The 23,117-nt window shown below is 61.2% G+C and carries 11 protein-coding genes and 2 pseudogenes; 5 read left to right on the top strand and 8 right to left on the bottom strand.

Going from position 1 to position 23,117, the window contains the following annotated elements; translation table 11 throughout:
- Nucleotides 1–78: 78 nt before the first annotated feature.
- The 4 genes from PD885_RS08005 to PD885_RS07990 are packed head-to-tail and all read right to left on the bottom strand — an operon-like array spanning nt 79 to nt 5,218.
- On the bottom strand, nt 79–357 hold the full coding sequence (locus tag PD885_RS08005) for a hypothetical protein (protein ID WP_002810130.1): 279 nt from the start codon (nt 355–357) through the stop codon (nt 79–81).
- Nucleotides 347–2,695 (bottom strand): FdhF/YdeP family oxidoreductase, encoded by a 2,349-nt coding sequence (locus PD885_RS08000; RefSeq protein WP_002810133.1) that lies wholly within the window; start codon nt 2,693–2,695, stop codon nt 347–349. The genes PD885_RS08005 and PD885_RS08000 overlap by 11 nt, the downstream gene beginning before the upstream one ends.
- A complete protein-coding gene (gene fdhD, locus PD885_RS07995) occupies nt 2,692–3,537 on the bottom strand; it encodes a formate dehydrogenase accessory sulfurtransferase FdhD (RefSeq protein WP_002810136.1) in 846 nt (281 codons plus the stop codon). Before fdhD ends, PD885_RS08000 begins: the two co-directional genes overlap by 4 nt.
- 1 nt (nt 3,538) lies before the next feature.
- The gene (locus tag PD885_RS07990) at nt 3,539–5,218 is read right to left on the bottom strand and encodes an OFA family MFS transporter (RefSeq protein ID WP_002810139.1); all 1,680 of its coding nucleotides are present in this window, start codon (nt 5,216–5,218) and stop codon (nt 3,539–3,541) included.
- 431 nt (nt 5,219–5,649) lie between these two features.
- Between PD885_RS07990 and aptA the strand changes: the two are divergent.
- Nucleotides 5,650–7,013 (top strand): annotated as a pseudogene (aptA, locus tag PD885_RS07985) (omega-aminotransferase AptA).
- Nucleotides 7,014–7,072: 59 nt separating this feature from the next.
- Here the strand turns inward: aptA and PD885_RS07980 are convergent.
- Nucleotides 7,073–10,204 (bottom strand): AAA domain-containing protein, encoded by a 3,132-nt coding sequence (locus PD885_RS07980; protein ID WP_002810142.1) that lies wholly within the window; start codon nt 10,202–10,204, stop codon nt 7,073–7,075.
- A gap of 240 nt (nt 10,205–10,444) precedes the next feature.
- Here PD885_RS07980 and PD885_RS20605 point away from each other — a divergent pair.
- The 4 genes and pseudogenes from PD885_RS20605 to PD885_RS07960 form a co-directional block, all read left to right on the top strand.
- Nucleotides 10,445–10,591: pseudogene (locus tag PD885_RS20605) on the top strand (plasmid replication/partition related protein); the annotation flags it as partial.
- Nucleotides 10,592–10,789: 198 nt separating this feature from the next.
- A complete protein-coding gene (locus tag PD885_RS07970; RefSeq protein WP_002810149.1) occupies nt 10,790–12,094 on the top strand; it encodes a DUF445 domain-containing protein in 1,305 nt (434 codons plus the stop codon).
- A 149-nt stretch (nt 12,095–12,243) separates the two neighbouring features.
- A complete protein-coding gene (locus PD885_RS07965) occupies nt 12,244–16,338 on the top strand; it encodes a CHASE domain-containing protein (protein WP_088056776.1) in 4,095 nt (1,364 codons plus the stop codon).
- A gap of 35 nt (nt 16,339–16,373) precedes the next feature.
- A complete protein-coding gene (locus tag PD885_RS07960; RefSeq protein ID WP_002810158.1) occupies nt 16,374–17,366 on the top strand; it encodes an HD-GYP domain-containing protein in 993 nt (330 codons plus the stop codon).
- Between the two features lie 88 nt (nt 17,367–17,454).
- Here PD885_RS07960 and PD885_RS07955 read toward each other — a convergent pair whose 3' ends face one another.
- The 3 genes from PD885_RS07955 to PD885_RS21710 all read right to left on the bottom strand — a co-directional run bounded on the left by PD885_RS07955 (nt 17,455) and on the right by PD885_RS21710 (nt 23,117).
- The gene (locus PD885_RS07955) at nt 17,455–18,822 is read right to left on the bottom strand and encodes an IS5 family transposase (protein WP_088056774.1); all 1,368 of its coding nucleotides are present in this window, start codon (nt 18,820–18,822) and stop codon (nt 17,455–17,457) included.
- Nucleotides 18,823–18,941: 119 nt separating this feature from the next.
- Nucleotides 18,942–19,367: a type IV pilin protein gene (locus PD885_RS07950; RefSeq protein WP_386270685.1), complete on the bottom strand. Its 426-nt coding sequence runs from the start codon at nt 19,365–19,367 to the stop codon at nt 18,942–18,944.
- 3 nt (nt 19,368–19,370) lie between these two features.
- Nucleotides 19,371–23,117, bottom strand: coding sequence for a pilus assembly protein (locus tag PD885_RS21710; RefSeq protein WP_231892728.1), 3,747 nt, complete (start codon nt 23,115–23,117; stop codon nt 19,371–19,373).

The raw sequence follows: 23,117 nt of genomic DNA, 5'->3' as shown, positions 1-23,117 counted from the left end.
GGCATCCCAGAACAAGGCGGCTGATTCTGGCAGATCACCGCAGCGGTTTGCGCGCACCACGCAGCCGGCACGCGTCACTCAGCCGCGCGACTGCTCCGATCTCGCCACACGCTGCACATGCGCCGCCACGCCGGCAGGCGTCAGCAGCGCAAATTGCCGATCGCAGCGCTCTTCCACCCGGATCCAGTCCAGGCCAGGTTGGCCATCCAGGTTTGCAGCGCCCAGCCAGGCCAGTGTGCGCAGCAGCACGCTCATGCGAACGCCCAGTTCTTTGCACAGCCGCGGCAGCGACACGCCACCAGGCGCGTCGACCAGCGCGCGCAGCAGCTGCGCGGTGAGTTGCGGGTCAGCGGACAAGTACCGCTCCGATGTCGCGCGGCGCCGCGTCGGCGGTTTCGGCGCGATGCGGCAGCACGATCACCGGAATCGACTTGGAAGTCGGCGTGCGCGCTTCGTCTGCAAAACTGGACAGCGGCACCAATGCGTTGGTTTCCGGGTAATACGCCGCCAGACAGCCACGCGGGATGTTGTAGTCCACCAGCAGGAAGCGCCGCGCCTCGCGGTGCACGCCGTCCTCGCACAGGCTTTCCAGGTCCACCCAATCGCCTGCCTTCATGTTCAATGCCGCGATATCGGCGCCATTGATGAACAGCACGCGGCGCTCGCCGAACACGCCGCGGTAGCGGTCGTCCAGGCCGTAGATGGTGGTGTTGTACTGATCGTGCGAGCGCGTGGTGGCCAGCGTGAATACCATTTGATCGGTGCGGCTGCGACGGGCGCGGTGGATCGGGTTGTCGGTCGGCACCGCATGCGGTTTGAACACCGCGCGTTGCTCCGGCGTCACCCATTGGCGATCGCGGGCGGTGTTGGAGAGACGAAAGCCCCCCGGCGTGCGCACGCGCTCATTGAAGTCGGCAAAGTCAGGGAACACCTGCGCGATCAGGTCACGCACGCGGCCGTAATCGCCCACCAGCCAACGCCAGCGGATCGCACTGCGTGCGCCCAACGTCGCCTCGGCCAAGCGTGCCACGATCGCCGGTTCGGACAATAGGTACGGCGAAGCCGGCGGATTGATGCCGGCTGATAGGTGCACCATGCTCATCGAATCTTCGACCGTCACCCCTTGCGAGCCAGCGTCCTGGATGTCGATTTCGGTGCGCCCAAGGCACGGCAGGATCAGCGCATCGCGCCCGTGCACCAGATGGCTGCGATTGAGCTTGGTGGTGACATGCACGGTGAGTTCGCAATTGCGCAGCGCGCGGTGGGTGGCATCGGTATCCGGCGTTGCCGCGGCGAAGTTGCCGCCCATCGCGAAGAACACCTTGCCGCGCCCGTCCAGCATCGCTTCTATCGCTCCGACGGTATCGAAGCCATCTTCGCGTGGCGGTGCAAAACCGAACACCGCCTGCAGCTTGTCCAGAAACGCAGCCGGCGGTTTTTCGTAGATCATCATCGTGCGGTCGCCCTGCACGTTGCTATGACCGCGCACCGGGCACACGCCCGCGCCCGGCCGGCCCAGATGGCCGCGCAGCAGTAGCAAGTTGGTGATCATGTGGATGGTAGCCACCGAATGCTTGTGCTGGGTAATGCCCATGCCCCAGCAGGCGATCACACGCTCGGCGTTTAGGTAGAGTTCGCCGGCCTTGCGCAATACCGCTCCGTCCAGACCGGATTCCTCGACGATGGTGTCCCAGGCTTCGGCCTGAACATCGGCGGCAAACGCCTTGAAATTGGCGGTGTGAGCGTCGATGAACTCCAGATCCAGCAGCCGCGGTGTACCGTCGCGCTGCGCCTGCGCGTCGCGCTCCAGCACGTGCTTGATGATGCCCTTGACCGCTGCCAGATCGCCGCCGATCTTGAGCTGAAAATAATCCGAAGCGATGCGCGTGGAGCCGTTATGCAGCATCTCCAGCGTGTCCTGCGGGTCGGCGAACTTCTCCAGCCCGCGCTCGCGCAGCGGATTGAACGCGGCAATCGCCGCACCGCGCCTGGAAGCCTGACGCAACTCGCCGAGCATGCGCGGGTGATTGGTGCCCGGGTTCTGACCGAAGATGAAAATCGCATCGGCCAGTTCGAAATCGTGCAGCGACACGGTGCCCTTGCCGACGCCGATCTGCGAACGCAGCGCGATGCCGGACGGCTCGTGGCACATGTTGGAACAATCGGGAAAGTTGTTGGTGCCGAACGCGCGCACGAACAACTGATACAGAAATGCCGCTTCGTTGCTGGTGCGTCCGGACGTGTAAAAGATCGCCTCGTCCGGCGACGCCAGTGCGTTGAGATGCCCGGCAATCTGCGCAAATGCGTCATCCCAACTCACCGGCACGTAATGGTCGGTGGCTGCGTCGTAACGCATCGGGTGAGTCAGGCGACCCTGCCCTTCCAGCCAGTAATCGCTGTATTGCGATAACAGGCTGACGCTGTGCGAGGCGAACAGTTCCGGCCCGGCACGCCGCGCGGTGGATTCGGCCGCCACGGCCTTGGCGCCGTTTTCGCAGAATTCGAAGGTGGAGGTGTGATCGCGATCCGGCCATGCGCAACCGGGGCAATCGAAGCCGTCCGGCTGATTGGCGTGCAGCAGCGTCTTGGCGCCCTGCACTGCGATGTCCTGTTCCATCAGGTGCTTGGCCACCGAGCGCAATGCGCCCCAGCCGCCCGCGGGATTGTCGTACTGCTCGATGGTTTTCTTGCTCATGCGGGCTCTCCCACGGCAACACCCAGATTCAGGCGTTGCGGATGGCTGTAAACAACACAATCGCGATCGCGGGCAAACCCGATCAGGGTCAGTCCCGCACTGTCGGCCAGGCTGATCGCAAGCGCGGTAGGTGCCGAAATCGCTGCAAGCAGCGGAATCCTGGCCTGCGCGGCTTTCATGGCCATTTCGTAACTGGCGCGGCTGGTAACCACCGCAAACCCTTGCGATGCATCGACACGTTTGCGCGCCAATGCACCAATCAATTTATCCAGCGCGTTATGCCGACCGACGTCTTCGCGCACCACTTGCACCACACCGCGCGCATCGGCCCAGCCGGCGGCATGCACCGCGCCGGTCTGCGCAGCAATCGGCTGCTGCGCGTGCAAGGCATCCAGCGCTCGCGCCAAGGCATCTCCATCGATCTGCAGCGACGACTGCACCACCGGCGGCACACGCAGCACCGCTTCGATCGATTCGTTGCCGCACACCCCGCAGCCGCTGCGTCCGTCCAGATTGCGCCGCCGCTGGTCCAAGACGGCGGCACGCTCGGGTGGAATCTGGATCTGCAACGAAGCACCTTCCAGAAACGTCTCCACCGCGATCACACGCACGTCCTGCGGGTGATCGACGATACCCTCGCTCAACAAGAACCCCAGTGCAAAATCCTCCAGGTCCTCCGGGGTGGCCATCATTACCGCGAACGGCACACCGTTATAGATAAAGGCGACCGGCATTTCGGCCGCCACCATGTCTTGCACCGTGGTGCTACGGCCTGCGCGATGGCGGCGAACCGTGCGCAGCACACTGCCGGGGCGCATGGAGCGGGAAGACAGACTGGTCATCTCAATGGAACAGCACGAAGGATTTCTGCAGCGTCACCCAGATACCGAACAACATGGGGATGCCCACCGCCAACCAAGCAAACGCGAGCAATGCGGGATTGACGCCGTGCCCAATGCGTGCCAGTTGCTCCGGTAGCAACACGCCATGCCCGCTGCGGTCCACCTTCTCGTGAGCCAGCTGCTTCTCGCGCGCCAACTCATCCGGCGTCATGAAGTGACGCGCGGCAACCGGGCGCACCAGCAGATTGCAGATCAGACCAAGCACGAGCAGGCCGGCGAGGATGTACATGGTGGTGTTGTAGACCTGTGACGGCGGGCTCCCGTGAGCAAGCTGGTACTCGCGCATGTAGCCCACCACCACCGGGCCGAGAATGCCGGCTGTGGCCCAGGCGGTCAGCAGGCGGCCGTGGATGGCGCCGACCATCTGGGTGCCGAACAGGTCGGCCAGATACGCCGGAATGGTGGCGAAGCCGCCGCCGTACATCGACAGGATAAGGCAGAAGATGCCCGCGAACAGCGCAATGCCGCCCACGCCACCAGCCGACGGCGCCGCAGCGTACAGGCAGATGCCGAGCATAAAAAACAGCGTGTAGGTGTTCTTGCGACCGAGCTTGTCGGAAATGCTGGCCCAGACGAATCGGCCACCGATGTTGAACAGGCTGAGCAGGCCGGTGAAGCCGGCCGCAATCGCCGCGATGCTGGCCAGCTGGGTCGGATCCAGGCTACCGAAGCCCACATCCACACCGATCAAACGGCCACCGAACACTTCCTGCAACATCGGTGAGGACATGCCGATCACGCCGATACCGGCCGAGACGTTCAAGCACAGCACGCCCCACAGCAACCAGAACTGCGGAATGCCCCAGACCTTGCTCACATGCACATGGTTGGTGGTGATCATGGCGTTGCCACTGGCCACCGGCGCGGTCCAGCCAGCCGGCGTCCAACCACTTGGCGGCACCCGGTAACCGAACGCGCCGGCCGTCATGAAAACAAAATACAGCGCCGCCATCACCAGGAAGGTTTCCATCACGCCCACCGAGATCGGCGTAGCGAAGTGGCGCATCAGCGCATCGGCCAAGGGGCTACCGATCATCGCGCCGCCACCGAAGCCCATGATCGCCATGCCGGTCGCCATGCCGCGACGGTCGGGGAACCACTTGATCAGCGTGGACACCGGCGAGATGTAGCCCAGGCCCAGGCCAATGCCGCCGATCACGCCCGAGCCCAGCCACAGCATCCAGATCTGATGGAAGTGGATGCCTGCCGCCGAAATCACCAGACCGCCGCACCAGCACATCGCCGAAACCACACCGGCCTTGCGCGGGCCGGCACGTTCCAACCAACCGCCCCAGATCGCCGCCGAGCAGCCAAGCAGCACGAAGAACAGCGTGTACATCCACTGCAACTCGCTGATCTTCCAGTCGCAGGTGGTAGCGACCATGCGCGCGAACAAACCCATATCGGCCGGGCAGGCAATCGCCTTGGTGATACCCAGCGCCTTGGACAACGGCAGCCAGAACACGCTGAAGCCATAAGCCATGCCGATACACAGGTGGATCGCCAGCGCTGCCGGCGGAACCAACCACCGATTGAACCCCGGCCGCGCGATGATGCGCTCCTTGGACAGCAACCCGGCGTCTGTGCCGTTGGCTGTCGCAACGGTGGACCCTTGCGTCATTCGTGATTCCCCAAAAAACTAAAATGAACTTCGATAATCGCAACTGACATCCTTGGCTACGCGACCGCCCCACGGGCGCTGGCAACGGGCTGTCAGTCGCTCTAGATACGATTGGCAGCTGCGATCGAACGAGGTGTTGCGCGTCTGCAGCGGCGACTACCAGACCCGACCGGCCGCCGACCGGCAGCGGTCTGGTGCATCATCGGCCATCCCCGCATCTTTGCAATGCTCGGCACCGCTTCGCAGCGTTGCACGCACTGCCACAGCCCACGTTACACAAGCGTTCCTTGAGGTTAGCGGCCGACGCTGCGATGCATTGACGCGTTCTCGCATACCCCGCCAGATACGTCTCGAAACCGGCACCTGCAATCAGCGTCCACCGTGGTGACAGCCGACACGATGGCTGCCGTACAGTCGGGCCATCCCAAGCGATGGAGTCTGCAATGCACGACCACCTTCCCAACGATGAAGCGCACGCGCTGCAGACACCCGCGCAATTAGATGCGTTCTGGATGCCATTTACCGCCAACCGCCAGTTCAAGGCGCGCCCTCGCCTGCTGGCCTCGGCCGCCGGCATGTACTACCGCGATGTCGACGGCCGCCAGATCCTGGATGGCACCGCCGGGCTATGGTGCTGCAACGCCGGGCATGCCCGCGAACGCATCGTGGCGGCGATCCGCGCGCAGGCCGGCACGCTGGATTTCGCCCCGATCTTCCAGATGGGCTCACCGTTGCCGTTCGTACTGGCGCAGCGGCTGGCCGCGATCGCACCACCCGGCCGGGGCCATGTGTTCTTCACCAACTCCGGTTCGGAGGCGGTGGATAGCGCGATGAAGATCGTGCTCGCCTATCACCGTCTGCGCGGCGAGGGGCAACGCACCCGCTTCATCGGCCGTGAGAAGGCCTATCACGGAGTGGGATTTGGCGGCATGTCAATCGGCGGGCTGCCCAACAACCGCAAGTGGTTCGGCGCGTTGCTGGCCGGCACCGACCATCTGCGCCACACGCTGACATCGAACGCAATGCCTACTAACGCGGCCTGCCCACCCATGGCGCGGAACTGGCCGAAGGTCTGGAACGGCTGATCACCCTGCACGATGCGTCCACCATCGCGGCGGTGTTCGTCGAACCGGTGTCTGGCTCGGCCGGAGTGATCCTGCCGCCGGAAGGTTATTTGCAGCGGCTGCGCGCCATCTGGGACCGCCACGGCATCGTACTGGTGTTCGATGAGGTGATCACCGGTTTCGGCCGGGTTGGCGAGGCCTTCGCCGCGCAGCGTTTCGGCGTCACGCCGGACCTGATCACCGCCGCCACGGGGCTGACCAGCGGCACCGTGCCGATGGGCGCGGTTCTGGTGGCCGATGCGATCCACGATGCCTTCATGCACGGGCCGCAGAACGCAATCGAGCTATTCCACGGCTACACCTATTCCGGTCACCCGCTGGCCTGCGCTGCGGCGATCGCCGCGCTGGACACCTATGCCGAAGAGGATCTGTTCGCGCGCGCGATCTCGCTCGGCCCGCAGTGGGAAGATGCGCTGCACAGCCTGCGCGGCCTGCCGCACGTCATCGACATCCGCAATATCGGCCTGATCGGTGCGATCGAACCGGCGCCACGCGACGGCGCACCCGGTGCACGCGGCTACGAGGTGTTCGAGCGCTGCTTCCACGACGGCGGCCTGCTGGTGCGCGTCACTGGCGATGTCATCGCGCTGTCACCCCCGCTGATCGTCACACCCGAGCAGATCGGGCAGATGGTCCAGACGCTGAGCACCATCCTGCGCAGGACCGTTTGAATTTGCTCCGATTGCAGGGACTTGATTGCGAACAGATCTTGCTGTTCAGCATGCCGCAATCAAACGGCACACCCAGCGTGGAAGTCCTTCAACATGGCCAGTGCGGTATCGAAATAGCGTTTATTGCCCCAAAGCTTGCGATCGCCGATCACATACAAATGTTTCTTGGCCCGGGTGACTGCGACATTGAGAATATTGGGCTCGTTGCTGGCCCAATCGATCGCCCCGGAATGGCTTGAATCGCAGCCGAGCACGAAGAACACGATGTCGCGCTCCTTGCCCTGGAAGGTGTGCACAGTGCCGATGTTAGAGGCCAGCTGCTCCAGATTTGCTTTCGTCGGCGCCGGCAGCGATCTGCCGGCAAGCGCCTGGACCCAGTTGGCCCGCTCGCAGAGCAGCGCGCACAGGCCTCGCTTGACCTCCCGAAATGGTGTAATCACGAAGACATCCGGTATGCGCTGATCGCGCGTGGTCGCCTGACTGATGTACAGATCCACCAGCGCAGCGAACAGTCGTTGCGCCTGCGCAAGCACGAATTTGCTGCCGTCCTCGCTCATCGCATCGACATGCCACCAACTGCTCGGCCCCAGCGTCGGATGGTCGGCGGCACCGCCGTTCTTGGCATGCTTCATCCGGTTGGCATAGGCGATCTGATTGGCGATCCCGAACATCGGCGCGTCGCAGCGACGATGCATCACCAACGGCACGCCGATGAAACTCTCCGGACTGTTGGGATGGCGTACGCCAAAGGCATAGCCTCGATCGGCCAAGGTCTGCACCGAATGCTTGTCCATCGCATACCGCGCATGCCGCTGCTTCAGCCAATGATCGCCAAGCACCTGCAACAAACGCGTGCTGTGGGTCACCACTGGCGGAATTTGCAGCGGATCGCCCACCACCACCACACGCTGCGCGCGCATGATGGCGCCCACCGCAGCCTGCGGTGGCGCCTGGCCTGCTTCATCGACGATCAGCCAGCCCAGGTCTTCGCTGCCGATGCCGGCGAACTGGCGACGCACCGAGGCAAACGTGGTCGACACCACCGGTGTCAGCATGAACAACCATTGCCACAGCGCCTTTGCATCGTTGCCGGATGCGGCCGGGTGTGACGGAAGATCGGAAATCGCGGAGGCGATGTATGGCTGCGCCTCCAGGAAGAACGCTTCGTGCAAGGCCATGGCAGCAGCGAACAGTGCATTGCGCAACCGATTCAGGCGCGGTCCTTGCCAGAACGCGTTGGCCTGATTGGCATGACTGTCCAGGGCATTGCCATCCCAGATTGCAACATCGGCAGCTGCGCATTGCTGCGCCACTACCTCGGTGTCCTGCGCAAGCCGGCGCAGCGCCAGCGCAAGATCGCGATACGCGCACCACTGCCGGTAGCGCTTGGCGTTGAAGATCTGCAACAGCCAGCGCAACCATTTCGGCGGCATGCGGCGCTCAAGACTGTCTGCGTCTTCCTGCGCGCGTTGCGCCAGACCGCCTGCCGCTGCTGCGAGTTCGGTCAAGCGCAGTGGATCAAACTCTGGCAGACCGTCGCATAAAACGCGCACGTGCTCCCAGTCGGCCTGCACCTGACGCAGTGCCGCTTCCAGGCGCACGAGCGCTGCATGTTCTTTCTCATATGCAGCCCGCGCGTCGGTGAATTTCTTCTGCGCAGCCCTGAAACTCGTTGGCGCAGTGAGCTTTTTGCGGTAGCGCCAATAGGTCTGGGCATCGACTTTCTCCCAGGCAGCATGATCCACAGCGGCTTTTGGCACATAGCTATGCGGCCGCTCGTCCGGCTTGACCGAGCGGTAACTGAAAATATCCTCGAAGCGCGCGCAGTTGGCTTTCTTGCCAAGCGCAGCGGAAATCAGGCCCCACACCGACGGCTGCGGAGCCTTCCAGCATTTGCTGGCATGACTGCCGGCATACTTGGTGGCAACCGGCTGAAAATAGCGCAAGGAGTCAAGCAACGCCGGATCGATGCCGCTGCATTGCGGCAGCTCCAACGATAGATTCTCGACCGCGCCGTTGTTGGTGGAGGCGACCACGATTTCATAGCCGGTCAACGCGGGCGCCAGTTTGTACGCGCGCTTGCCAAACACATCCATCTCCAACGTCTCGGTCGACAATCCCTGCCTAGCATTGCTCAGCCCTGCCAGCACACCGGCGCGCTCCACCACCAGATGCGCGACCAGATCGCGCAGCAACGTGGTCTTGCCGGTTCCCGGCGGCCCGTTGACCGCCAGAATCTGGCCGGGTTCGAGCGACTTCATTTTGTTCAAGGCGAACTGCTGCATCAGCGACTGGCATTGGCCCGGCAGCGATGGCCAACGGCCGCCGATGGCATTGCCTGGTCGCAGCGTTTCCAGAACGTGCGACTGCCCCTGTGGACTGTCCAGATCCAGCTTTTGCACATCGGTATCAGCCAGATAGGCCCGCAATGCACGCGGCGGCGCCGGTTGCCTGAGCGCGCACATGGCCTGATTGAGGTCGTGGACGAAGAAACTGTTGAGTATCGGCAGATCCTCACCTTCGTCTTCGCCCGAGGCATCGTCGTCGTTAGCGGCGGAGTCGGCCTGAGGTGCGGACGAGGCAGGCCGGGCCGGCTTCTGCAACACCACAATCCACGCCCATGCACTGCCGGCGGGCGGCCGGTAGCCCGCCCACTGCACCAGCCGCTCCACCAACGCCGACAGCGCAGCCGCATCGAATACCGCCGTGCCGGCACAGAGCACCTGCTTCAGCTCGAACGTGAGCGCGTCAGCGGCGGTTTTGAACTGATCCATCGACAGACGATCCAGCGATCCTGCCTGCAGCTGGCCCATGGCCCATGGCAATGCAGAAAAGCTGATTCCGTCAACGTTCGGACGCCCATCGGCACTGAGCTTGAGTTTCGCAAAGCATGTGTAGCCATCCGCAGACAATTCACTATCGCGCGCATGGGCAATGGACGACAGTGCCGGCCCCGAAAGCTGTGCTGCGACAATCCGGGTTGCTTCCGTCGCGCGGAAAGGCAGCAGATACAGCAGCCGCGGCGCATCGCTCGCCGATTGCCACGTGCCGTCAACCATTTGTTCCGGTCCAAGCAGATGCACAGGCCCTCTTTTGCGGGCTTCCTCCAATTGCTCGTCGAGATCGTAGACGTTGAAAAATTCGACGCTGTGCCAATAGTCGAGAACTGCCTGATCGAACGGGTCTGCCATACCAACATCATCCTCGCGCAACGCAATGGAACGTTCCGGCGCCAGTCTAGCCGAACCGCCGCTTGGCTCCGACGCCAGCGCATCGCAAACGGCATGCGCGCCGAAGCTGACAGGATCAAGTAGTGGCTCACTACAATGCCCGCCCCGCACTTACCGCAGTTGCCGCATGAACAGCGTTGTCAAAGAAGAACTCAAGGCCTACATCGACCCGCTGACGCCCGACGAGCACGAGGCGCTGACAAGCCGGACGAGGCCGACGGTGGCGAAGCCGAACACTGTGACGTGAAAGCCCTGCAGCGCCGCATCACCGAGCTGGAAGATGAAAACGCCGCACTGCACTCCAACGTTGCTGCGCTGCAATCGCAGTTGGAGCGTTTGCGCAGCTAGGCACGACCGATCGCCTGCCTGGCGCAAGCAACGCAGCTGCTCGTAGGAGCGCATCTAGCCGCTGCCAGGCCGACTCGGTCACCCCATCGCGTCACGGGCGCTCCTGCGAGGCAACAGCATGCTTCCGTTGGGTGTTGCCCGCAGCGCAACGCGCTGCCGTGGACATACCGCCTGCACGCGACTAGGTACACTTAGCGCATGGAACCAAGCGTTAGCACTCCCAGTCCCATCGATCCGCGTCGTGCCCAGCTGCAGCGCATGAAGCTGTTGGCGGTCGCTCTGCTGCAAGCGATGTTCTCCGGCTTTGTCGTCAGTCACCTGATGGGTGAACAAGGCGTGTGGGCATGGGTGTCGGCCTTCTGCGAGGCGGCCACGGTCGGCGCACTGGCCGACTGGTTTGCAGTGGTGGCGCTGTTCCGCCGGCCGATGGGCTTGCCGATTCCGCATACCGCGATCCTGCCACGTGGCAAGGACCGTCTTGCCGATGGCCTGGCCGTGTTCGTGCGCGACCAGTTCCTGGCGCCGGCTTCACTAATGGAAAAGCTGCGCATCTTCGACCCAGCCAGCCGCTTGGGCGAATGGCTGGCAAAGCCCGAGCAGGCGCGCATGCTCGCGCAGATGGCACGCAGCTGGATGTTGCAGGCACTGGAGCTGCTGGACGAAGCGGCGGTGCGGCGCGCCATTCAGAGCTTCGTGGTCGACCGTCTGCGCAAATGGAATGCTGCCGCCACCGTCGGCGATGTCATGGCGTTACTCACCACTGACGGGCGCCATCAGAAACTGCTGGACGAAGTGTTGCTGCGCCTGGGCGAATGGCTGGACCAGGAACAGGTCAAGACACGCGCCTCTGCGCTGATCGTGCGTTACGCGCGGCGCGAGTGGCCCAAGTTGGTCGGCACGGTGAACTGGGTCAAGCCGATCGAAGAGATCGGCGACAGCCTGGCCGATCGCATGGCGCGCGCTGCGATCGAAGAGCTGCAGGACATCCTTAAAACGCCCGAGCATCCGATCAGGCTCGACTATGAAGCGTGGTTGCAGCGCTACATCGCGCGCCTGCGCGATGAGCCGGAAATGGCCGTGCGGGTGGAAGAGCTCAAGCAACGCGCGATCGAACATCCGGCACTGCAGGAGTATGTGCAAGGACTGTGGGGCGAGATTCGCGACGCACTGCGCAATGACCTGGCGCGCGAACAATCGTCGATGGCCGCGCACATGGAGCGCTCAATGCAATCGCTCGGTCAGGCCTTGTCGCAGGATCCGTCTCTACGTGAAGCACTTAACCAGCATATGTTGCAGGCCGCAGACAAGCTCACTGCACGATTGCGTACATCGGTGACCAAACATATTGCATCGACGATGAAAAGTTGGGACGAACGTCACCTCGTCGAACAATTGGAATTGGGTGTCGGACGCGATCTGCAATACATTCGCTTCAATGGAACGTTGGTCGGTGGATTGATTGGCCTTGTTCTTCACGCACTGTCGATCTGGCTGTCGTTCTGATTCACTGAAGACGTTGATCGCACACCGGGTTAGTGTGCAGGCATAGGGGAAGCTGCGCACATACAGATCATCGTCAAGCGGTACCACGAGGCCGACATCACTGTCGGCCAAGGCACTGGGCACGCAACAGGCAAGGCAAAGGATCGAACATGCCGAATGGCAGCTGGGATCTGCACAGGAAGTACGGGCGCCGGTCTTTTTTTGGTGCATTGCTGGTCCTGACCGCAGGTTTGATTGCCGCCATCGTCACCGGGGTTTCGCTGCAGCGGCATAACGAGCTCGAGCGCGAGCAACGTTTTCAACGTGTCGTGCTCACTCTGACGCGTAATATCAGCGAGCGCATGTATACGTTCGAGCACGGCTTGCGCGGCGCACGCGGTGCAGTGATCGGTGCCGGCAGCGGGGTCATCAGTCGAGAGCGCTTCACCTTGTACAGCCGCTCGCGGGATTATCCGCGCGAGTTTCCCGGGGTGTTGGGTTACGGCTATATCCATCGTGTCGCACCCGCCGACGAAGCGGCGTTTCTGCAGGCCGCGCGTGCCGACGGCGCGCCGGACATCCATCGGCGTCCGTTGGCGCCGTGGGATGGCGAGCGTTACATTGTGTTGTATTTCGAGCCGGAATCTTCGGGCAACCACCCGCTCGGTCTGGATATCGCCTCCGAACCCCGACGTCGCGCTGCGGCCTTGCAGGCCTCACGTAGCGGCGAGCCGATCATGACCTCGCCGATCTCGCTGTCTAGCTACCGCGTTCCCAGCGAGACCGGCTTTCTGGTGTTGCTGGCGGTCTACCGCGAAGGTATGCCGCTGCAGACGCCGCAAAACCGCATGGTCGCCACCACCGGCTGGGTGTATGCGCCTTTCAGCGTCGAGCAGATGGTGCAAAGCGCGCTGGGCGAGCGCAATGATGTGGCGCTGGATCTGTCCGACCGCAACGAGCCGACCCACAATTTCTATCGCAGCGGCACCCCGGCAAGCGACAGTGCACGGCGTCCGCCGGTGGTGCGGTTGTTGCGGATCTACGGCCGTACCTGGGTCATCACCGCCCACCCCACCGCCAGCTTCGTCGCCTCGCTCAATCAAACTTCGCCCTGGCTGATCGGCGGGTTGGTGATGGCCTTATCGGTGCTGTTTGCCGCTTTGCTGGCGCTGTATTTCAGTAACGGACTGCGCCGCGAAGAAGTGCTGCGCAAGCAGATGGAACTGGCCGCACTGGTCAGCCATTCCAGCGAGGCGATCGTTGCCGAAACCCCGGACGGGCGCATCACACATTGGAACCCGGCTGCCGAGGCAATGTTCGGTTACACCTGCGAGGAAGCGATCGGCCAGGACCTGACGACGCTACTCTCGCCGCAACCGTATGCAGTGCCGGAGATCGACCACGCCGACGATGCGCATCCGGCGACTGTGGCTGCGGCGCAGAGCATGCGTCATCGCAATGGCCACCAAGTCTACGTGCTAGCGAGCAAAGCGCCCATAATAGAACGCGAAGGCACGCTTAGTGGGCACTCGCATTTCTTCCGCGACATCTCCGAACGCCTGCGCTCGCATCAGCGCATCATCGATCTCAACGCTTCACTCGAACACCAGGTGGCCGAACGCACCAGCGAGCTGGTGAAGTTTTCGGTGCTGCAGCGCGCGATTCTGGCGCATGCCGGTTACGCCATCATCGCCACCGACTCCAGCGGCTTTGTCACACTGTTCAATCCCGCCGCAGAAAAACTGCTGGGCTACAACGCCGAAGACGTCATTGGCCGGCGCAAGGCCAGCCAGTTTGTCGAGCCGGAAGAATTGCAGGAGCGCGCGCATATGCTCTCCGACCAGACCGGCACCCCGGTGGCGCATACGTTGGAAGCGGTCGCCGCGCTGACCAGCCTGGGCCGCAGCGACACCAGCGAGTGGACGTATGTCAGCCAGGACGGTCGCCGCCTGCCGGTTCTGCTGACCTTGAGCACCTTGCGCGACGATCACGATCAGGTAATCGGCTACCTGGGCATGGCAGTGGATCTCACCGAGCAGAAGCTGCACGAAAAACAGCTGCGTCTGGCAATGGATGCGGCAAAGAGCGCCAACCAGTCAAAGTCCGATTTCCTGGCCAATATGAGCCACGAGATCCGCACGCCGATGAACGCCATCCTGGGCATGCTGTATCTGCTTCAGCGTAGCGAACTGCCCGGCGCCGCCCAGGACATGGTCACCAAGATCGATCGCTCCGCGCGCACGCTGTTGGAAATCATTAACGACATCCTGGACTTCTCCAAGATCGAAGCCGGCCGCATCGATCTGGAACGTGCACCGTTCGATCTCAATCAACTGTTCGACAACATCGCCGACCTGATGCGTTCCTCGCTCAGCGCCAAGCCGGTGGAGATGATCGTCGAACCGTTGCCGCGCGATAGCCGCTGGCTGCTTGGCGATGCGCTGCGTATCAATCAGGTGCTGGTCAACCTGGTCGGCAACGCGATCAAATTCACCGAGCAAGGCGAAGTGGTGGTGTCGGTGCGGCGTTTCCCCAGTGGCGATCCCAACAAACTCAAGCTGCTGTTCTCGGTGCGCGACACCGGCATCGGCATCTCCAAGGAAAAGCAGAGCCTGATCTTTTCCCCGTTTCTTCAGGCCGATACCTCCACCAGCCGGCACTACGGCGGCAGCGGATTGGGCTTGACCATCAGCCGGCGCCTGATCGAATTGATGGGCGGCGAGCTGGAAGTAGAAAGCGTGCCCGGCCGCGGCAGCGAGTTCTATTTTGTAGTGACGCTGGAAAAATCCGCGCCGCCGCAGGCACAACGCGACCTGCCCGCGCTGCCGCCCGAAGCGATGCCACGTGCGTTGATTGCCGACGACCACGATGCCGCGCTCCACAACTTGGTGAGGATCGCCACCGAACTCGGCTGGCGCGTGGATGCAGTGGCCAGCGGCCAGGCCGCGTTGCAGGCGATCGAACAGGCCAACCAGCCCTACGACATCTTCCTGCTCGACTGGCGCATGCCGGACATCGACGGCGTGGCGATTGCGCGCCAGATCCGCGCACGTGCCGTACCGAGGCCGCATCCGGTGATCGTGATGGTCACTGCCTACGAGCGCCGCCTGCTGGAACAGCATCCCGAGCAACAGGATCTGGATGCGGTGATGACCAAGCCGGTGACCAGCGCCGCGTTGCATCGCCTGGTCGAACAACTGGTCGACGAGCGCCCCGGCGCGCGGCTGGCCACGCCCACCTTTGCCGCGCGTCGCCTGGAAGGCGCGCATCTGCTGTTGGTCGACGACAGCGAGATCAACTGCGAAGTAGCACAGCGCATTCTCGAAGGCGAAGGTGCCATGGTCACCGTCGCGCACGATGGCGAACAGGCGGTCAGCACGCTCAAACGCGCTCCGGACCTGTTCCATCTGGTATTGATGGACGTACAAATGCCGGTGGTGGATGGTTACGAGGCCACGCGCCGGCTACGGCAGATCCCTGCCCTGGCCAGCCTTCCGGTGATCGCGTTGACCGCCGGTGCGTTCCGGCCGCAGCAGGAAAAAGCGCTGGAAGCCGGCATGAATGGTTTTATCGCCAAGCCATTCAACGTCGAAGAACTGGTGACCGCCATTCGCCACTTTTTGCAACCGGGCATGCCGCGTATTCCGTCGCTCCCCCACGAGACCGAGGGGTACGCCGGCCCGGAGTGGGAGCACAGCGATCCGGAACTTCTGGATGCCACACGTGCGCGCAGCCTGTGGCGCGAACGCGAGCCTTACGCGCGTTATCTGCTCAAGTTGCTGCGCGACAATCCGGACCCAGCCGAGGTGGCGGCCGAGCATCTACGCAATAACGAGCTATCGGCCATCGGCGCCATGGCGCACAAGCTGCGTGGTGGCGCCGGCACGCTGGCGCTACCGGCGCTGGCTGGTGCGGCCGGCGATCTGGAAACACGTATCGACGAAGGCCAGGACATCACCAGCTCATTGATTGCGTTGAAGGACACCATGCAGCGCACCGCCGAGGCAATCCACGCGTTTCTGCACAGCAGCGACAGTGACGAGGCAACCGAAGACCAGGGCATCGCACTGGACGCCGACAGCGTGCAGATTCTCGAAGCGGCCTTCGCCAGCGACGATGCCGACAAAATCGACCAAGCGCTGCTGATCTGCGCGCCCCGTTTATCGCGCAACTTGCAGGAAGCACTGCAACGCGCGGTCGAAGATTTCGACTTCCGTCGCGCCGAAGCCTCGCTGCGAGACTGGCAAGCCACTCACCCACGCTGACCGCGCTCCCCGAGCCGATCGGCAAGGATCGACCCATGCCACCCCGTCCCCTGCTCTGTGTCGACGACGAATCCAGCAATCTGGCGACCCTGCGCCAGCTGCTGCGCGACGATTTCGCGCTGGTGTTCGCCAAATCCGGTGGTGAAGCGCTGGACGCAGTGACGCGCCACACGCCGGCACTGATCCTGCTGGATGTCGAATTGCCGGACATGGACGGCTACGCGGTGGCGCGCACGCTCAAACAGCAGCCGCCCAGCAACAACATCCCGATCTTGTTCGTGACCTCGCGCAACAGCGAGCACGACGAACGCGCCGGGCTGGAAGCGGGCGCGGCCGATTATGTAAGCAAGCCCTATTCGCCTGCGCTGCTCAAGGTGCGTATTGCCACCCAGTTGAAGCTGGCCGAAAACGCGCGCCTGGCGCAGCAATACCGCGACGCGATCCATCTGCTCGGCACCGCCGGCCAGGGTCAAGACGCCGACACCGGCGCGCATATCTGGCGCATGGCCGTGTATGCGCGCATCCTGGCAGAGGCAGTAGGTTGGTCGCCGCAGCAGGCTCAAACCCTGCAAGACGCCGCACCCTTGCACGACGCCGGCAAAATCGCAGTGCCCGGCAGCATTTTGCAAAAGTCCGATTCGCTGGACGAACACGAACGCTCGGTGGTGCGCCAGCACCCCCAGGTCGGCCACGACCTGCTGCGCCACGGACGCGGACCGGTCTTCCAACTTGCCGCGCAAATCGCACTGCATCACCACGAATGCTGGGACGGCAGCGGCTATCCGAACGGCTTGGTCGGCGACGCCATTCCCGAGTCAGCGCGCATCGTCGCGGTGGCCGATGTGTTCGATGCGCTGTGCGGGCGGCGCGCATCAAAGGCAGCGTGGACGGTGGAAGACGCCATGCGCAAGCTCGACAGCATGTCCGGCAAGCAGCTGGAACCACGCCTAGTGCAGCATTTCCGCCAAGCATTGCCGCAGATCCTGCAGATCAAGGACGCCTGGGAGAGCCCGGCCGCGCCGCGCTGATTTTTCGGGCGACCCGGCCTGATGCCCCCCTACTCCCACCGGGACACACGTTGCCCATGACTCTTTCGTCGTCCCTGAAAAATCCCCTTCAACCGCCAAGTGCCGTCGGTGACAGCGGCACGGCACTCAAGGATGACCATCCCATCGCCCGTATCCAGGCACGCAAAAACGCGATCCAGCGCAGCAGCCAACGCAGGTTGTAGCCGGCGGCGCAGCCGAGCACGTGCAGCGCATCGCCTTGGACACCTTTCAGCCTGCAGCGACGCAACCGGCAGTCGTCTTTCAGATGTCCGATCACCGGCTCCACCGCCTGCCGTCGCTTGATCCAGCGCCATTGCCGTCGCGTCAGCGTCTTGGCCTTGCCGCGATGCAGGACCTGCACGCCATCGACCTCGCGCCCGCGATCGCCCAGGTCCACGATCGCCACCGTCGGTTCTACGCTCACATCCTGCAGCAACCCGCGTGTCTGCTCCAGCTGCTCGGCCAAGGTATCGCCGTCGTACGGGTTGCCCGGAAAGCTGCGTGCACCCACGACCAATCCCTTGCAGGCAGTGACTGCAATGCCGACCTTGACGCCGAATTCGTACGCTTGACGCGCCTTGCCCTTGCCGATGCATTCCACTTCCGGGGCATGCAATGCGTACAGTTTTTGTTTGTCCTTCGGACGCTGCGTGTACAGCCGTTGCGTACGTTCCAGCCAGACAGCGATGCGCTCGCGCACGCCGGTGTTTACCTGATCGAGTTTGCGTTGGATGTCGCGCACGAGCCGTCCCAGCACTGTGCGTTGACGTCGCAGGATGCGCCACATCCGCTTGAACTGGCGCGCATGCGCATACCGACCTGCCTTGCGGCTCAGGGCCGGGCCTTGCCGCGCGTAGCTCTGCCGCAATCCGATGCCGTGCCGCTTGGCCAGTAACACCAGCTTCTTGCGTGCCACCTCCAGCAAACGGCTGTCGGTCGGATAGGCGATCGCCTTTTCCTGCACCGTGGTGTCTACGATCACCCGCGACAACTCGCGTGCGTCCACCGCCTGCATCGCATGCGCGGCGTTGATGGTGTGCGCCAGCAGCTCTTCCATCCCGGCCTCACCCAGGCGCTGCCGCCAGCGCGTCAGCGAGCTGGCATCGCACGGCAAACGCGTCTGGAACACGACCTCACCAGTGAAGAACTGCCAGTACGGATTCTCCAGCCAGCGCTCGCACACCGCTTCATCGGACAGGTCGTAGGCGTGTTTGAGGTAGAGCAAACCGGCAATCAGCCGCACCGGCAATGCCGGCCGACCGCCACCGGCCTGGGTGGCCGGCAAGCGCGATGAAAGTGCTTGCTCCAACGCCGTCCACGGCATCCGTTGGCTCAGCCGCGCCAGCGGATGACGCAGATCGATCTGGTTCTCCAGCCGCGAACGAAACAACTCGTCGGCAGGCATGTGCTCGGCAGCAGGACGGCGTGTACGCATGACTGAAAATTGCAAGAAACCAGCCTTCAGCGTAGCGAACACCGGTAGTTTTGGCACGCCGGTGCAGACATCAAGGCCTTGCGGTCGTTGGGTGGTTGGGGTTTTTCAGGGGCGACTCATTACCAACATTGGCTTGCACCGGCGGCGCCCGAAGCGCCCCGCACACCGAGTTGATTGATCGTCAGCGTGCCGCACGCAGAATCATTTTGCCGTGTACCCGGTGCCGCGCTCAGTGTAAAACCTGTCGCTGTAGGCGTACCAGAAGAGAACGTATAGAAATTTGCGACGTCGGCACTACAGGTGCCCATGCTGGCTCCAACGTAAGTAGTGTTGATCGTGTAGTAACGCTCCATTGTCTGGGCGCCCTCCTGCAGACAAGCAGCCGCTACTGCACGGCGAGACTTGATAACGGATGATTGATAGCTGCTCATCGCTATCGTTGCAAGAATGCCGACAATTACCACAGCGATCATCAGCTCTATGAGACTGAAACCGGAACATTTTGGAAAATCGATTTTGTAAGACTTGCGACTCATCGTATACATGGATTAATCCTTGATAATTTCGCGCCATGACACCCGACCCGTATTGCGGTTGTCTGCAATGTCCAGGCTACCCAATCCTCCGCTTGAGCCACCAACAACCACCTTACCGCGCAAGACCTTCCCGAGCGTCGGCATTCCCACGCCCAGGTTGACCGAGCCCACCGGGCCCCCGCCCACCGTCTCATCGCTGAAGCTGCCGTCTCCATTCAGGTCGAAGAACGACTCGGTACCGCTTGTACCGGTGAAAGCATCCAACGCGTTGATATAACCAATGCCATTGGCCTGACATGCACTCGCCGTCGGAATAATGCTGCTCACCACTAGCGTGTTGCTGAACAGTTGCGCTTCGCTAACGATCCGTTCACCCTCCAAGGTTCCGACGCCCCCGGCGTTTGCAGCAGGCTTCAGCAAATCGATGTACCAACCTTTGGAGCCAGTCGGCAAGATCGAATTCCGCTCGAAGCCGCGCACTGGAAATCCATTTTGTGTCCCCACCACCCTAACAGAGCGTGCTGTCAGCGATGCTCGAGCCAACGTCGCAGAGCTATTGGAGGTTGTCGCATCTATGATTCCATAAAGCGATTGCCCACTTTTATCCGTCAGATCGCCAACAGTCATAAAACGGCCGGTCCCAAAGAACAACCAAGTTTCATAGGTCCGCGGATTCAATGCCACCGTCATGTCGGCGGTAATCGGCTGCAACGTACTACCCGTACCCACGGGATACGACGCAGTGAAAATTGGGCTACCCGAGTTTGCAACGCCCCAACCCGCCGCGGCAGCTCCAGAAAGGTCAAACTTCCAGACGTTGCCCCGCACGTCGCCTGCATACACATAATCTATAGAACCATTGGCGTCGGCATCCCAACCTGTTGCCCCGGAGAGCCCGTTAGGCGCACTGGATGAACCCACTGCAGTAGTGATTTGCTTGATAAGGGCACCAGTTTCCAGGTTATAGACCAAAATCACCGCTTGGTCGTTCGTGCTGTTAATGCCATTGGCGACGATCAGCGCGGTGGACCCGTTGTTAAGCTTGGCGATGAAAGGACGGGACTGGACCAATCCAATATTTGCCGCTTCGGCATCACCCGACGCGCCGTAGCGCTCCCACTTCACACTATTTGCAGAGAAACCGCCAGGCGTTGTCACATCTAAGGAATAAAGACCTTTTCCACCTTTGCCGAGACTTCCAACCAAGACTGTCTTATCCGGCGTTTGCGCGCGCGTAGAAAGAACGATAGGCCCATCAACAAAATATCGATGGCTATAGGCGGGCGTGCTTAGGCTCCCCAGGTCGGGAAAGTTGATTGAGGACGGGATATACGCAAATTGTTCAACTCCAGTGGTAGCGTTAAAAGCATGCAACATGCCGTCATTTGCGCCGACATAAACCGTCCCAGTTTCCGAAGAATACGCTGGCGACGAATTCACGATGTCCCCCAAGAGGGACGTTCGATTACGCAAATTACCGTTATTGATCTGCTCCTTGCTGCGATCGCCGGCAATGTAGGCAGCATTCTCCTCACCGGTCACAACCGGCGCAGAGGTACGCGCCAATGAGGTGATCTGACCTGCCGTCGGAAAAGCGGCGCCAGCTGTGCCATTCCAGGTAAATATTTTTCGGTTGGTAGTAGGGATTCCTTGCGAGGCGCTCCACGTAGCAACACTCGTCGCTGCCCCATCGACTACTGGATAAGCACTTAACTCACCAGTCCAAATTCCAGAAACATAGCTGGCGCTAAAGACAAGTGTTCCCCCATCAAGGCTGCTAGATGTCGCAGAGACATTTGAAAAAGAACCAATGCGCTGGGTAATCGTTGACAACGCAGCAGTCAGCCCAACCTTGAATGCGTTGGGATCGGCAGCTGAAAGAAATGTTCCACGCCCATTGATGGCAGCGTGCCACAGATCATCGACTCGGGCCAAAATATCATTATTACCCGTATAAGATGGCTGGGGATCCGGCCACCCGATAGTCCCTGCCATCAAACGCGCCAGATCGGTCGCTGGATTGAGGACGCCTCGCGCGCCGATGGCGATACCAAAGGTGACCATGTGTTGCCAAAACGCTGGATCAGCATTACTCGTAGGAACAGCATTGTCTAGATCTGCACGCAGATCACTTTTCCAATAGGACATGGCGACATCCGCCAAAGTATTGGAGTAAGAATCAGAATACGGGGCACTCGCCGTGTAACCGTAGGAAGCTGGCACACCGTTGGGCCCGCTATAAGAGGCTCCATTGGTTCCATCCTGGTTACCGGGATTGACAGAGGTAGCGCCGTTCCAGTAACCGTCGGTTGTCATGATCGCAAAATTCTGCCTGCACGCATACTGGTCTACACCGGCTTCGGGGCCATAAGGACCGGCCGCATCGGAACTTTGATAATACTGACCAACCCCGTTCAAGGCACTCAGCAAGGGCGTACCGTTGTAGCCAGTCGCATCGTAAAGTCGGTTATACCAATTCGTGCGCGCATTGATTACTGCACCGCCGCCGGTAGCAGCGCGATCCATGAACAGACCTTGATTACCGTCATTTACCGGTATATCCAGGTTATTTCTGGACCAAATGGTTCTGAACCCGACGCGCACGTTAGCGCCAAGATCGCTGAAGGCCAGGCCAGCACCTGCCTTGGCCGCCTTGATGCGGGTACGCTGATAAGAAAACCACGTAGCGTAATTGGATGCTTCTAAAGAAGCGCTTCTGCCTGTGGGAGTTACTGCAGTGCAGTTAATCCAATCATTTTCGGCAGAAGGTCCTGACACGCATCTATTATCTCGATTGATACTTGCAGACAAAGAGTAGGTCGCCGCTCCGAAGATTAATGAAACGCGCACCTCATATGTACTGTTTGATGCAGGAGTAACGGAGCATGACTGAGATGAATTTCCCGCCACGGCCGAATTGCAATCAAATATCGAATTAGAGATGTTTCGAACACTCAAAATTACGCCGCGACTTGATGTTGTATTTAAATTAACTGTTAGAGTCCCGTTGGCCGGCACTGTAATTCTGTAAGTTTTGGCTGCATTTGACGCTACCGAATCAGAGACAGGATATCCAGGCACCGAGGCAACCACACCAACGGGACCAAATTCGCTGCGAGTGACAGTATTAGCATCAAAAATTTGATACCGGTAATAATTGTCTGCATTAGCCAGATAGCTTATTGCCTTGTTGCCGACATCCTTTGGAACATAGAATGTCTGGACACCACCACACACATTCACATTGGCACCGGTACCTTTGTCATTACCGTTTTGATCAAATCTTCCGCAACTAGCGCTATTGGATAGATCGATTGTCGTTCCACTGGCTTTATTAAAGTCTCCGTAGACTGCTCCATAGGAGGTACCTCCAGTCATCAATGCGCCCGTAGCGTTGATCCAGGGTTTATAATCAACAGCAGGGTTATAGTAAATAGTATTTCCAACATAAGCACTGTCGGTAATGTCAAAGACCACCTGTCGATTACTCGTCAAGCAAGCACCGTCTGATCCACGTCGGCAGATTTCGGATACCTCCGGGTTGGCCAGATCCCCGAATGCCATTGAACCGGAATCATCAAGAATAAACATGATATTGGGAGGCACGCGACTTACCGTGGTCAACGGATCGGTGGGCAATGTAATGCCGGCATTGGCCGGCAACGAAAGTAGAGTTGCAACCATGGACAACATGGGCACCCTGAGCATCTGGTGCAACGCATGCAGGCGTCGACGGAATGGATGTTTGAGAGTATTCAT

This window comes from Xanthomonas fragariae (assembly GCF_900183975.1).
Classification (GTDB): Bacteria; Pseudomonadota; Gammaproteobacteria; order Xanthomonadales; family Xanthomonadaceae; genus Xanthomonas; species Xanthomonas fragariae.
The sequence above is the reverse complement of the archived record's forward strand: the minus strand, read 5'-3'. Positions and strand labels throughout refer to the sequence as shown.

Excerpts from the sequence above, each read along its gene's own strand:
- PD885_RS21710 (WP_231892728.1), bottom strand. The coding sequence starts at position 23,117 with ATGAATACTCTCAAACATCCATTCCGTCGACGCCTGCATGCGTTGCAC.
- PD885_RS07970 (WP_002810149.1), top strand. The coding sequence starts at position 10,790 with ATGGAACCAAGCGTTAGCACTCCCAGTCCCATCGATCCGCGTCGTGCC.
- fdhD (WP_002810136.1), bottom strand. The coding sequence starts at position 3,537 with ATGACCAGTCTGTCTTCCCGCTCCATGCGCCCCGGCAGTGTGCTGCGC.
- PD885_RS07980 (WP_002810142.1), bottom strand. The coding sequence starts at position 10,204 with ATGGCAGACCCGTTCGATCAGGCAGTTCTCGACTATTGGCACAGCGTC.
- PD885_RS07955 (WP_088056774.1), bottom strand. The coding sequence starts at position 18,822 with ATGCGTACACGCCGTCCTGCTGCCGAGCACATGCCTGCCGACGAGTTG.
- PD885_RS07950 (WP_386270685.1), bottom strand. The coding sequence starts at position 19,367 with ATGTATACGATGAGTCGCAAGTCTTACAAAATCGATTTTCCAAAATGT.
- PD885_RS07965 (WP_088056776.1), top strand. The coding sequence starts at position 12,244 with ATGCCGAATGGCAGCTGGGATCTGCACAGGAAGTACGGGCGCCGGTCT.
- PD885_RS07990 (WP_002810139.1), bottom strand. The coding sequence starts at position 5,218 with ATGACGCAAGGGTCCACCGTTGCGACAGCCAACGGCACAGACGCCGGG.
- PD885_RS07960 (WP_002810158.1), top strand. The coding sequence starts at position 16,374 with ATGCCACCCCGTCCCCTGCTCTGTGTCGACGACGAATCCAGCAATCTG.
- PD885_RS08000 (WP_002810133.1), bottom strand. The coding sequence starts at position 2,695 with ATGAGCAAGAAAACCATCGAGCAGTACGACAATCCCGCGGGCGGCTGG.